Source organism: Streptosporangium sp. NBC_01469, from assembly GCF_036227305.1.
In the GTDB taxonomy this organism is placed as follows: Bacteria; Actinomycetota; Actinomycetes; order Streptosporangiales; family Streptosporangiaceae; genus Streptosporangium.
In genome coordinates this window covers 8976024-8988087 of the sequence record NZ_CP109465.1, presented here as the reverse complement: position 1 = coordinate 8988087, position 12064 = coordinate 8976024, and the positions used below count along the sequence as shown (strand labels likewise).

Here is a 12064-nt window from a genome sequence, read left to right as displayed (position 1 = left end):
GTTCTCCTATTCTCCGACCAGCGTGTTGACTCTGATGACCTCGGTGCCTGACGGTCCGTCCACCCGGACCGCGATCTCCCAGACCCCCGCCATGGTGAAGAGCTCGCCGCGGGCGACGAACCGGCCGGGTCGCTCCCGCCGCGCGGGGATCTCGGTGGTGATGTGGCCCATGTGCGGCATCACCGCGAAGACCGAGACCTCCGCCACGGCGGCCGGGGTGACCGGCTCCTTCGCCGTGGTGACCGGCTCCTTCGCCGTGGTGGCCGTGATCTTGATCTCGACCGGTCCGGGGCGCGCCCTGTCCAGCGCGACGCCGATCGCGTAGCGCGCGCCCGTTCCCGCCAGCTCGACCGGGCCGGGCGTGCCTCCCCCGAGCACCCCGTATCCCCAGATCGCACCGGCGATGACCAGCAGCGCGACCATGACACGACGCCATGTCATCGCGGGCTCCCCTCCGCCGCGACGTCGACGACGTGCGGCACGGTCACGATCTCGAAGTCGCGGGCGTACTGGATCCAGAGGAGGTAGCGGCCCGGCGCGGGGAAGCTGAACGTGAACTCCAGCCCCGGACCGTAGATCGCCACGGACTCGTCCGGCGGGTTGCCGGGAATCGCGGGCATGGAGCTCCGCTCGTGGACGTGGCCGAGGAAGTCGCCGGTACGGCTGCGGACGATCAAGTGGCCGGCCATGCCGAGCCACGGCTGCACGTCATCGGCGCCGGTGTCCAGCCGGACGCGGACCGGCCGCCCCGCCACCGGGTGCGGCGGATCGGTCATCGGTACGACCACCGGCCGATCCGATGACGGCGGGTCCGGTGCCGACGGGGGTGGGAGCGATGGGTTCGAGGCCGGCGGGTCCAGGGACGGCCGGTCCGGGGCCGGCCGGTTCGGAACCGACGGGTCTGGGGGTGCCTGGTCTGGGGTCGACCGGTTTGGTGATGGCTCTGAGGGGGGCGCGACCGTGGTACTCGCCGACACCGAGGGGGCCTGATCCGGGGTTGACCGGTTTGGTGACGGCCGGTCCGGGGACTGGCGGTTCGTCGCCGGTCGCGGCGCAGGGCTGTCGCCGTCCTCTCCGGTCGCGTCGCCGACCGTGAACTCTCCGGAGACGAGCCGGCCACCGGCGTCGGCGCGTTCGAACTCGGCGTACACCAGGTGCCGTCCCGGCTTCTGGGCGCGCAGCCGCACCTCGTAGGTTCCCGGGGCGGTGCGGGCAGGGTGAACGTGCCGGAAGTGGGTGCCGTCGTCGCTGGTCACCACGACGTGGGTCAGCGCGGCGTGATGCTCCACCAGATCGTCGACCGGAAGGCCGGTCGAGCCGTCGAACAGTTTCAGGCGGAGACGGAACTCGGTCCCCCGTGCCGGGCGCTCCGGGACGGCCTCGATCACCGGCTGCGCGTTCGGCCGTCCCGACACAAGGCCCGACACAAAGCCCGGTGCGAGATCCGACGCGAGGCCCGGCGCCGGCGCCGCGCCTTCGGGCGGGGTCGGCCGGATCCATGGGGAGAGCGCTGCCGTGGTGAACGCGACCACCGCCGCGATCACGAAGCCGACGGCGAACACCGCGGTGGCGCCCCGCCTGGACAGCGGCGCGCACACCATGGCGGCGATCAGCGACACCGCGGCGCAGGCGAACGCCCCGTAGGCGACGACCTCCCACAGCTCCAGGTCCGGGACCAGGACGCGGAAGGGCAGTACGGATCGCTCCCCACCGGCCCGCAGCTCCAGCTCGTGCGGTCCCACCCGGTCCACCCAGAGCTCCGCCGGATACATCCCGCCCTGCCCGGCCACGATCCGTACCGCGTCCGAGGAAGTCCCGCCCCCTTCGGTCGAACGCACCCCCAGGGTGACCCGCGCGTCGCGGTCCGGCCCGTGGGCGACCACGTCGACGTTCAGCGGGGCCGGTACGCGGTCGTTCGCCCGGATCACCACGGTGAGCTCCATGCCGGCGATCGTCTGGGCGAACCGGACGTCGGCCTCCGCGCTGCCGCCGTGCGCCAGAGCCGGCGCCGCGCCGGTCAAGACGATCGCCACCGGTACGGCGAGGATGAGGAACAGACGTTTCAGCACATCGAGGAGCCTAGGAACGACCACCCGCCCCGGACATCACGCCGGAGCACTGACCCGCGTAGTTCCGGAGAACTAGCGGACCGCCCCTGGAGGCGGGCCGGGGCCGCCGCCGGATGATCGGCTCCCGCCCGGACCGGTTCTCCCGGCGAGGTCGTGTGACGGGTCACCGGCGGCACCCCGGCCGGTGGGTCAGGACAGGAGGGCGCGGGCCTCGGCCAGCAGGTCGCACTGCTCGCGCCAGTCGCCTCCCGCGAATCCCATGACCACGTGACGCGCCCCGGCCTCGTGGTAGGCGGCCAGCTGCTCGGCCGCCCGTGCGGGCTCGCCGGTGACGGGGAGCCTCATCGCCTCCTCCAGGGGGATGCCGTACCCGGTGATGCCCGAGGCGATGGACTCGCGGGTGGGCAGGCCGGGCGCCGAGCCGAGGACGCCGGCGGCGCCGATGGCGACGACCGGTTCCGGACGTCCGTGGGCGGCGGCGAGCTCGGTCAGCCTGGCCCTGCCCGAGGCCACCGCCGCCGGGGGGATCATCGACGGGAACCAGCCGTCCCCGTGGCGTGCCGCCCGCCGCACGGCCACCGCCGACGCGTTGCCGACCCAGATCGGCGGGGGTGTCACCGCCGGTTCGAGCCGTACCTCTCCCGGCTCGTCCACCAGTGCGACGGTCTCCCCGGCCAGCAGCCGTCCCAGCAGCTCCAGCGCGGTGTCGGTGCGCCTGCCGCGCTCCCCGTACGGCACTCCGGCCGCCGCCCACTGCCCGGCGCCGCCGCCGGACCCGACGCCCAGGACCAGCCGCCCGCCGGAGACGTGCTGCAGGCTCGCGACCTGCTTGGCCGCCCACGCCAGGGGGCGGATCGCCGGGATGAACACGCTCGTCCCGATCCCGATCCGGATCCGCGTCGTCGCCCCCGCGGCGACGGCCAGCGCCACGGCGCAGTCCAGCGACGCCGTCCCGGTGGCCAGGTGGTCACCGTGCCAGACGCCGTCCAGCCCCGCCTCCTCCGCGTGCCGCGCGGCGGTGCCCAGGTCGAGTCGTTGCGCCCGTTGCGCGGCGACGGTGGGCAGGATCACTCCGATGTCCATGAAGGGTGCCATGGCGGCCATCCTTCAACCTCAAGCATTCTTGAGGTCAACCTCGCGTCCATGAAGGCGCTTCTGTGGCTCGACGTCCTCTGTCGATATGGTGAACACGACCATAAGTATAGCCAGCTAAATTAAGGGCAATGCTGACAAATAGTGCATCAACCATGAAGATGGCAGAGGTCTGTGCCGTATTTCACCGCCTGTATCTCCTTACTTCTTCCGATCGTCTTATGTTTCGCTTCCGCGAAGGCCGCCTGGCGCTTTACGCTACTCCTGTAGTCAGCAATGCACCTTTTGCTGCCGGGTGGGATACATAGGTGGGGAAGGTGCCGGGAGGGAGATCGGCATGGATTTCATGGGGTCGAGGAGTCTGTTCCGTCCGGGGGTGGACGAGGACGGGGCACGGTCCGTGGAAAGGTCCGGGGAAACGTCCGGGGAAAGAGGAGGAAGGGGAAGCAGGGGAAGGGGAAAGGCCGCGAGGGTGCTCGCGGCGGCGGCGCTGCTCGCCGGGGCCGTGCTGTCGGCTTCCCCGGCGCAGGCGGCCACGCGGGGACCGGCCGGGGCGAGCGCGCCCGCCGCGTCCGGGCAGGTGGCGAGCGCCGCCTTCCCGTACCGGTTCCGTACGGCGAGGGTCACCCGGTTCGAGCAGGTGAAGGGTCAGGCCGCCTGGGCGAACAGCGCGCTCTCGCGCGTCCAGAACGCGGTGTGGGTCTTCTCGGGAAACGGCACTTTCGCCTTCACCACCACCAATGTGCGCTCGGACCTCTATCCCCTGCGCGGCCGGTTCCAGAGGCAGGGAGACAGCTGGGTCTTCGCGGCGAACGGCTCGTCGCGGATCGGCGGCAGCAGTAGCTTCACCGAGGTGGTGGGAAACATCGACTTCAGCGGGAACCGGCCGGTGATGAGGTTCCACTGGGCCAGCGGCGCCGGTTACGGATCGGTGGTCAACAACCAGCGATTCGGTGCGGGAGCCTCTTCCGCCTACAGCTCCACGCTGATCCTGGCCACCGGCTGACCCGCGTTCGGGTCCGTTTGGGCCCGGGGGTGAGCGCAACCCCCGGGCCGCTCCGGGCACTCCAGGCATTCCGGCTGTCCTCGTGGGACTCTCGCGGCGGCCGGTGGTCAGCCGCGGGGGGAGCGCCGCGGCTTGGCGGGGGACGCGGGACCCCGCACGGTGGGGACGCTGTCGGGGGCGAGCTCCTCGACGAGCCGGCAGGTGTCGTGCACCGGGTCCAGGCTGTTGGCCTGAGCGGCCAGCTTTCGCAGCAGCTCCCGGAACACCGAGCGGTCGTCCGGGTCCAGCGGTGCCAGCACGTGGTCCTCGGCGTGTTCCAGCCGGGTCTGCGTGTCGGTCCAGGTCGCCCTGCCCCGCTCGGTGGCGACGACGCGCTTGTTGCGCCGGTCGGCGGGGTCGGGGCGGCGCTCGACCAGCCCGGCCTTCTCCAGGTCGTCGAGCAGGTAGGTCATGACCGTCTTGTCGACGCCGAGGCGCTGTGCCAGCGCGCCCTGGCCGCCGGGGAGCCCCTGGGCCGCGGCGGCGAGCACCTGGTAGCCGCGCGGGCCGCCGGGGAGGTGGCTGACCAGCGCGTTCGCGGTCCTGACGTAGGAGCGGAAGACCACTCCGAGGGTCCAGCCCAGGTCGCTGTCCAGGGCGTCCGGGATCTCGGCACTGGAAGGTCGGGTTGCCGGCATGCCACGAGATTACCAGGATCGACGGTCTGTGAGACCTTCTGTTTGACAATTCATCTGCTTTACATACGATCTGTCCTGCCGCACCATCGCGGTGCCGCGCGTCCGGGGGACGCGTGCCGCGCATCCGAGATGACGCACCGAGGAGAGACATGGCCGACTACGGGCACGAGCTGCTGTTCGGGACCTTCCTGACCCCGGTGGCCGACCAGGCCGAGAGGGTCGTCGCGCTCGCCAGGCTCACCGAGCAGGCCGGCCTGGACCTGGTGACCGTGCAGGATCACCCGTACCAGGCGCGGTTCCTGGACACGTGGACGCTGCTGTCGGTCATCGCGGCCGGCACCTCGACGCTGCGGGTGTCGCCGAACGTGGCGAACCTGCCCCTGCGCCCGCCCGCGGTGCTCGCCCGCAGCGTCGCGACCCTGGACATCCTCAGCGGTGGCCGCGTCGAGCTCGGGCTCGGAGCGGGCGCCTTCTGGGACGGCATCGCCGCCGTCGGCGGCCCGCGGCTGACCGCCGCTCAGGGGGTCGACGCGCTCGAGGAGGGCATCCAGGTCATCCGGGCCATGTGGGAGGCCGGGGGCGGAGCCGTACGGGTGGACGGCCGTCACCACCGCGTCTGGGGGGCGCACCCCGGCCCGGCGCCCATCCACGACGTCGGCATCTGGCTGGGGGCCTACAAGAGGCGCATGCTCGACATGACCGGCAGGCTCGCGGACGGCTGGTTGCCCAGCCACGCCTACGCCGGCCTGGACGCCCTCCCGGCCATGAACGCGATCATCGACGAGGCCGCGCTCGGCGCGGGACGCTCACCCGCCGACGTCCGGCGCCTGTACAACATCGCCGGAACCTTCACCGGGTCCGGCCGCGCCTTCCTCCAGGGACCGGCGGACGTCTGGGTCGAGCAGCTCGCCGAGCTCACCCTGGAGCAGGGGATGAGCGCCTACATCCTCGCGAGTGACGACCCCGACGACATCCGGCGTTTCGCCGCCGAGGTCGTTCCCGGTGTGCGCGAGCTCGTGGACGCCGAGCGCGCCGGTTCGAGCGCGCCCGCCACCGCGGACCGGCCCCTGCCCGCCGAGGTGGGCACGACGGCGGACGCGCGAAGCGCCCCACCGGCCGCCGCCGCGCCCGTCAACGTGCCCGCCCGCACCGGGGGCGGAGTCCCTCCCGCCCTGGGGGTCACGCCGACCCCGGACGACGGCACCCGGCTCGCCGACGTGCGGATCTGGGACGAGACCACCCGTCCCACCGGCCCGGCCCCTGATCCGGCCCGCACCTACACCCCCAGGGAGCAGGCGGCCGGACGCCATCTCGTCGACGTCCACGACCACCTCCGCCAGGAGCTGGCCGAGGTCCGGCGGCTCGTCGAGGAGGTCACCTCCGGAGCGATGGATCCCGGCGTCGCGCGCTCGCACATCAACACGATGACGATGCGCCAGAACAACTGGACGGTCGGCGTGTACTGCGAGTCCTACTGCCGGGTCGTCACGACCCACCACACCATCGAGGACCAGACCCTCTTTCCCCACCTGCGCCGCGCGGACCCCAGGCTGGTGCCCGTCGTCGACCGTCTGGAGCAGGAGCACCACGCCATCCACGAGGTCCTCGAGGGCGTCGACCGGGCGCTGGTCGCCTTCGTCGCCGAACCGGACGGCCACAAGGCCCTGCGGGCCGCCATGGACCTGCTGACCGACACGCTCCTGTCGCACCTGTCCTACGAGGAGAGGGAGCTCGTCGAGCCGCTCGCCCGGCTCGGCGTGCACTGAGCCGCTCGCCCGGCTCGGCGTGCACCGAGGCGGCCGGTTGAGAGGCCGGTTGAGGCCGGTCGGGTGAGACGGCCGGTTTTCTCAGGAGACTTCGGCGATCAGACGCTTTGAGACGGCCGGTTTTCTCAGGAGACCTCGGCGACCAGGCGCTTGCGGAAGACCCAGTACGACCAGGCCTGGTAGCCGAGCACGAACGGCAGCGCGATCAGGCCGATCCAGGTCAGCACGCCCAGCGTGTACGGGCCGGAGGCGGCCTCGGCGACGGTGAGGCCGGGGAACGGGGACGGCCACAGGGCGCCGAACAGGGCGGCGCCGCCCAGCGCGATGGACGAGGCCGTGGCGGCGAAGGCCCAGCCGTCCCGGCCGCGCCAGGTCAGCGCGATCCCGGCGGCCAGGGCCGCCATCGAGGCGAGCGCGCCCGCCCACAGCCACGGGACCGCCGACCAGGCGCCGATCGCCGTACCCGCGACGGGAATGTGCGACAGCGCCGCCACCGCGGCGGGCAGCGCCACCGCGGAGGCGATCATCGCGGCGCGCCGGGCGCGGGAGCGCACCGGCCCGGTGGTCTTGAGCGCGACGAACACCGCCCCGTGCAGCACGCACACCGAGAGCGAGAACACCCCGCCGACCAGGGCGGCCGTCGCGCTGCTCCGCAGCAGGTCGGCGAAGATCGCGCCCCACAGGAACGCGGGCAGGGCGCTGCCGACCAGCACGCCCAGGTCGCACCAGGCGCGGTCGGAGGCGTGCCGGACCTTGCCGCGCCACTCCAGGCCGACGCCGCGCACTATCAGCCCGACGAGGACCAGCACGATCGGCAGGTAGAACTCGCTGAGCAGCCCGGCGTACCAGGCGGGGAAGGCGGCGAACATCGCGCCGACCGCGGTGATCAGCCAGACCTCGTTGCCGTCCCAGACCGGGCCGATCGTGCCCAGGACCTGTTTGCGTTCGGCCTCGTTCCTGGCCAGCGCCGGTGCCAGCATGCCCACGCCGAAGTCGAAGCCCTCCAGCACGAAGTAGCCGGTCCACAGGAACGCGATGACCGCGAACCAGAAGGTGGTGAGTTCCATCGTCGTCGCCTTCAGTACATGAGGGTCGGCTGGAGCCGGGCGTCCGCGCTCTCGTCGTCACCGCGGGAGGGCGGCGTGAGGGGAGCGGCGGGGGCGACGGGCTCGGGGCCCGCCTTGACGTGGCGGGTGAGCAGTATCGCCTCGGCCAGCGCGAGCGCGCCGTACAGCGCCGTGAAGACCGCCAGCGAGACGGCCACCTCGGCCAGGCTGACGCCCGGCGAGACGCTCGCGGCCGTGAGCAGCTCGCCCTGGACGGTCCACGGCTGGCGGCCGATCTCGCTGAGCAGCCAGCCTGCGATCATCGCGATGGTCGGCAGCGGCAGCGCGAGCAGGCAGATCCGGGCGAACCAGGCGGGAATCTCCCTCGGGGTGCGGGCGGTCACGGGGGCGCCGCGGCGCCTCCGGCGGGTCAGCCAGAGGCCGAGCACCGACAGGCCCACCGTGGACAGGCCGAAGACGATCATTACGCGGAAGGACCAGAAGACCACCGGAAGGTTGGGCCGGTAGTCGCCGGGGCCGAACCGCTCCTCGTACCGCGCCTGCAGGTCCTCGGTGCCCTGGATGACGGCGTTCGGGTCGTCGGTGGCCAGGAAGCTGAGCAGCATGGGGATCTCCAGCCCCGGGACGGGCGAGAACGGCGCGCCGGCGGTGTCATGCCGGAGCCCCTCGGCCGAGGCGAGCTTCATGGGCTGCTGCTCGTACAGCAGCTTGGCCGACATGTCGCCGCTGCCCGCGACCAGGGCCCCGGCGATCGCCGTCATCAGCAGCGCGGCCCGCATCGGGGTCCGCCAAACGCTCGCGCCGCCTCGCGGCGCCTCCGTGCTCCCGCCGGGGGCGGTGTCGGCGTGGCGCTCGCGCAGGAGGTGGTAGCCGCAGACCGCGAGCACGAAGCCGCCCGCCACGACGAAGGCCCCCGCGACCACGTGGGGCACCTGGGCGAGCGCCGTGGAGTTGGTGAGCACCGCCCACAGGTCCGTCATCCTGGCCCTGCCGTCGACCACCTCGTACCCGACCGGGTGCTTCATCCAGGCGTTGGCGGCGAGGATGAAGTACGCAGACAGGTTGGATCCGATGACCGCGGCCCAGATGGTGGCCAGGTGGACACGTTTCGGCAGCCTGTCCCAGCCGAAGATCCACAGGCCGATGAAGGTCGACTCCAGGAAGAACGCGAGCAGTGCCTCCAGCGCCAGCGGGGCGCCGAAGACGTCGCCCACGAAGATCGAGTACTCGCTCCAGTTCATGCCGAACTGGAACTCCTGCACGATGCCGGTCACCACGCCCATCGCGAAGTTGATCAGGAAGAGCTTCCCGAAGAACTTCGTGAGCCGCAGGTAGTGCTCCTTGCCCGTCCGGTGCCACGCGGTCTGCAGGCCGGCCACGAAGACGCCGAGGCCGATCGTGAGGGGTACGAACAGAAAGTGGTACACGGTGGTCACCCCGAACTGCCACCGGGCCAGGTCTAGTGCGTCCATCTTCCCTCGTGTTCCCTTCGCGGGCCTGAAGCTCTACAGCTTGTAGTTCTACTTCTAGTAGTACTACGACTTGTAGAGCAATGAGTGAGAGGGGCGCCGCGAGCCACTGCGATCTTTGTCACATGGTCCGGGGGGAGACCGCACCTCTCCGCCGGACCAAGATCGTCTCTGTCGGCTCGCGACGCCGGCTCTCCCTCGCGCCCCCGGGGATCTCTCCCGGATGTCCCTTTCGGCGGGGACATCCGTCCCCTCACACCGGGCGCCCCCCGCGCCCGCCTCCCCCCCGGGGCGTGACTCCATGGTGGGCCGGGCGCTCCCTGCGGGGCGTCCGCCTCCGGGGTGATTTCCGGGTACGCCGGGCGGCGGACCCGCCGTCGCGCTGCCCGCGACCCCGGTGGATCCGCACCGCCCCGATGAGGCCACGGCCACGGCCGCGACCGGCTCGTCCGGCTAAGTCCGGCTCGTCCAGCTACGTCCACAGCGAGAACCGGGGCCACTACTACCCGTCCAACCACCTGGCCAAGAGTCGCGGCTGGATCGCCGTCGAGTGGGACCGGGGCGACATCTACCGTTCGGAGGGGCCGGGGAAGTTCAGCGGGTCGCCGCTTTCAGGTACGCGTCGAGGTTGCCGATCTCGAAACCCCGGCGCTTGATCTTCGCGACGAGGATCCGGAAGTCGCGTGCGAGGTTCGGGCGGAAGTGCAGCAGCAGGATGTCGCCGGGGCGAAGCTTCTTGTCGGGCACCTGGTAGGCGATCTTCCCGCCCGGCTGCACGGTCGCGGTCCAGAGCAGGAGCGCGTCGATGCCGCAGGCCTTGGCGGCCCTGCGGGTCAGGGTGTTGTGGTTGCCGAACGGCGGCCGGAACAGGGTGGGCGCGGTGCCGGTGTGCCTGCGGATCAGCTTGGAGACGCCGCAGATCTCGGTCTTCTGGCCCTCGTAGCCGAGTGCCGGGAGGTTCGGGTGGGTCAGCGTGTGGTTCTCGATCGTCGCTCCCGCGTCGCGCAGCTCGCGCACGTACCCCCACTTGCCCGCACCGAGGAACCTGCCGCCCTGGGCGGTCGGGTCGGCCGTGCCCCTGGCCTCCACGGCGTCGCGGGTGACGAAGGCCGCCACCGGGATACGCCGGTCGCGGACCTGCGCCACGAAGCCGGGATCCTGCTCCCAGCCGTCGTCGATGGTGAGGAAGACGACCTTCCGCCGGGTGGGAATGGAGCTGATCACCGGAGGCAGGCCGTCGCCGGGGCGGGGGAGCCTGCCCACCTCACCCGGCCTGGGCGTCACCCCGGGCGGCCCGGCGGGTCTCGCCGCCCGGTCGTCGGCGCCGGAGGGGGCCTTCGACGCCCGGGAGGCGCCCGGCGCGGAGGTGGCGCCGGTGGCGCTGTCCTCGGTTCCACCGTCGAGACCTGTGGCGCACCCGGTGCTCACCGCCAGGGCCGTCGCCGCCGTCGCACTGATCGTCCAGTATGTCCCCGATGCCATGGATGACCATCCTGCCAGCAGCCGGGAGTCCGACCTAGCGGGTCCGAAGGGGGTGAAGGGTCGGAAGGTGGTTGCTCCAGTGGCTATTTTGTGATCATCCGTAAATCCACGCATCTGCCGGGGTAGGGTCAGCACTACCACAAGCTGGGGTGGGAGCGGGGGTTTGCGATCACGGCGACCACGGAATCCTGGGATGGTCGTCTTGCTTGACGCCGATCTGTGGCGTTCCTCGCTGACGTAATCATGTCAAGTGATCCGGCCCACCTGAGGAGAACCGTGACCAACTCAACCGCGATCGATGACGCGGATCTTCCCGCTGCCCCAGGAAACGGGGAGCGGGGCAGTGACTTCGCCCGCCTGTCGCGTCGGATCGCCCAGGCGGGGCTGCTCGACCGGCGCCCCGGTTACTACGCCGCGCGGCTCAGCCTGGTCGCGGCCGCCTTCGTCGGCGGCTGGGCCGCCTTCTTCGCCCTCGGTGACTCGTGGTACCAGCTGCTGGTGGCACTCTTCCTCGCGGTGGTGTTCGCCCAGATCGGGCTCGTCGCCCATGATCTGGCCCACCGCCAGGTCTTCCGCTCCCGCCGCTCCAGCGAGATCGCCGGGCTGGTGGCCGGAAACGTCGCCATCGGCATGAGTTACGGCTGGTGGATGGACAAGCACACCCGCCACCACGCCAACCCCAACCACGAGGACCACGACCCCGACGTCAACCCCGACTTCCTGGTCTGGTCGCCCGAGCAGGCCGCCAAGAGCAAGGGGCTGCCCAGGTTCGTGGGCCGCTGGCAGGCGTTCCTGTTCTTCCCGCTGCTCACGTTCGAGGGGTTCAACCTTCACGTGGCCAGCGTCCGGGCGCTGCTGCGCCCGACGATGAAGCACCGGGCCGTGGAGGCCGCGCTGCTGGTCGTGCACGTCGTCCTGTACGTGGGCGCGCTGTTCGCGGTGCTGTCGCCCGTCAAGGCCGTGGTCTTCCTCCTCCTGCACCAGGCGATCTTCGGCGTCTACCTGGGCTGCACCTTCGCCCCCAACCACAAGGGCATGCCGATGTTCAGGGGTGAGGACAAGCTCGACTTCCTCCGGCGCCAGGTGCTGACCTCGCGCAACGTGCGCGGCGGCGTGGTCCTCGACGTCGTGCTCGGCGGCCTCAACTACCAGATTGAGCACCACCTCTTCCCGAGCATGCCGATGCCCAACCTGCGCCGCGCCCAGCCGATCGTCCGGGCGTACTGCGAGGAGCTGGGGGTCGACTACCTGGAGTCCGGGGTCGTCAGCTCGTACGCGCAGGCGCTGCGGCACCTGTACGACGTGGGCGCGTCCCTGCGGTCGAAGAGTCCCGTGGCCGGTTAGCCTGTGTCCCGCCCGTCCCGCGCGGCATTCCGCGTCCCGTGGCCGCCGAGGCCCGGGGTGCTGAGGCAGCACTGACAAGGGCGGGTCGCGGC

Annotated in this window: 10 protein-coding genes; 3 read left to right on the top strand and 7 right to left on the bottom strand. The window is 71.5% G+C overall.

Annotated features, from left to right (window positions below; genetic code table 11):
* Window positions 1-6: 6 nt before the first annotated feature.
* The 3 genes from OG587_RS39105 to OG587_RS39095 form a co-directional block, all read right to left on the bottom strand.
* Window positions 7-441: a FixH family protein gene (locus OG587_RS39105; RefSeq protein ID WP_329083867.1), complete on the bottom strand. Its 435-nt coding sequence runs from the start codon at window positions 439-441 to the stop codon at window positions 7-9.
* Window positions 438-2069 carry a hypothetical protein gene (locus OG587_RS39100; RefSeq protein WP_329083866.1) on the bottom strand — a complete coding sequence of 544 codons (1632 nt, stop codon included), beginning with the start codon at window positions 2067-2069 and terminating at the stop codon, window positions 438-440. Before OG587_RS39100 ends, OG587_RS39105 begins: the two co-directional genes overlap by 4 nt.
* Before the next feature lie 189 nt (window positions 2070-2258).
* Entirely contained in the window at window positions 2259-3164 is a 906-nt protein-coding gene (locus tag OG587_RS39095) for an LLM class flavin-dependent oxidoreductase (RefSeq protein WP_329083865.1), read from the bottom strand.
* Window positions 3165-3633: 469 nt separating this feature from the next.
* Here OG587_RS39095 and OG587_RS39090 point away from each other — a divergent pair, with 469 nt between their 5' ends.
* Window positions 3634-4167: a hypothetical protein gene (locus OG587_RS39090; protein WP_329083864.1), complete on the top strand. Its 534-nt coding sequence runs from the start codon at window positions 3634-3636 to the stop codon at window positions 4165-4167.
* Between the two features lie 107 nt (window positions 4168-4274).
* Here OG587_RS39090 and OG587_RS39085 read toward each other — a convergent pair whose 3' ends face one another.
* Window positions 4275-4844: a MarR family winged helix-turn-helix transcriptional regulator gene (locus tag OG587_RS39085; protein ID WP_329083863.1), complete on the bottom strand. Its 570-nt coding sequence runs from the start codon at window positions 4842-4844 to the stop codon at window positions 4275-4277.
* A gap of 149 nt (window positions 4845-4993) precedes the next feature.
* On the opposite strand from OG587_RS39085, the gene OG587_RS39080 reads away from it, so the two are divergent.
* The gene (locus OG587_RS39080; protein WP_329083862.1) at window positions 4994-6610 is read left to right on the top strand and encodes an LLM class flavin-dependent oxidoreductase; all 1617 of its coding nucleotides are present in this window, start codon (window positions 4994-4996) and stop codon (window positions 6608-6610) included.
* Between the two features lie 125 nt (window positions 6611-6735).
* Here OG587_RS39080 and cydB read toward each other — a convergent pair whose 3' ends face one another.
* From cydB to OG587_RS39065, 3 genes are all read right to left on the bottom strand, one after another.
* On the bottom strand, window positions 6736-7677 hold the full coding sequence (cydB, locus tag OG587_RS39075) for a cytochrome d ubiquinol oxidase subunit II (protein ID WP_329083861.1): 942 nt from the start codon (window positions 7675-7677) through the stop codon (window positions 6736-6738).
* 11 nt (window positions 7678-7688) lie between these two features.
* A complete protein-coding gene (locus OG587_RS39070) occupies window positions 7689-9149 on the bottom strand; it encodes a cytochrome ubiquinol oxidase subunit I (protein WP_329083859.1) in 1461 nt (486 codons plus the stop codon).
* Window positions 9150-9740: 591 nt separating this feature from the next.
* Window positions 9741-10628 carry a polysaccharide deacetylase family protein gene (locus tag OG587_RS39065; protein WP_329083858.1) on the bottom strand — a complete coding sequence of 296 codons (888 nt, stop codon included), beginning with the start codon at window positions 10626-10628 and terminating at the stop codon, window positions 9741-9743.
* A 276-nt stretch (window positions 10629-10904) separates the two neighbouring features.
* Between OG587_RS39065 and OG587_RS39060 the strand changes: the two genes are divergently transcribed.
* Entirely contained in the window at window positions 10905-11972 is a 1068-nt protein-coding gene (locus tag OG587_RS39060) for a fatty acid desaturase family protein (RefSeq protein ID WP_443075326.1), read from the top strand.
* Window positions 11973-12064 lie beyond the last annotated feature (92 nt).

Bases quoted from the DNA above. Each gene is read 5' to 3' on its own strand.
- OG587_RS39065 (WP_329083858.1), bottom strand. From the start codon at position 10,628: ATGGCATCGGGGACATACTGGACGATCAGTGCGACGGCGGCGACGGCC.
- OG587_RS39105 (WP_329083867.1), bottom strand. From the start codon at position 441: ATGACATGGCGTCGTGTCATGGTCGCGCTGCTGGTCATCGCCGGTGCG.
- cydB (WP_329083861.1), bottom strand. From the start codon at position 7,677: ATGGAACTCACCACCTTCTGGTTCGCGGTCATCGCGTTCCTGTGGACC.
- OG587_RS39085 (WP_329083863.1), bottom strand. From the start codon at position 4,844: ATGCCGGCAACCCGACCTTCCAGTGCCGAGATCCCGGACGCCCTGGAC.
- OG587_RS39095 (WP_329083865.1), bottom strand. From the start codon at position 3,164: ATGGCACCCTTCATGGACATCGGAGTGATCCTGCCCACCGTCGCCGCG.
- OG587_RS39080 (WP_329083862.1), top strand. From the start codon at position 4,994: ATGGCCGACTACGGGCACGAGCTGCTGTTCGGGACCTTCCTGACCCCG.
- OG587_RS39070 (WP_329083859.1), bottom strand. From the start codon at position 9,149: ATGGACGCACTAGACCTGGCCCGGTGGCAGTTCGGGGTGACCACCGTG.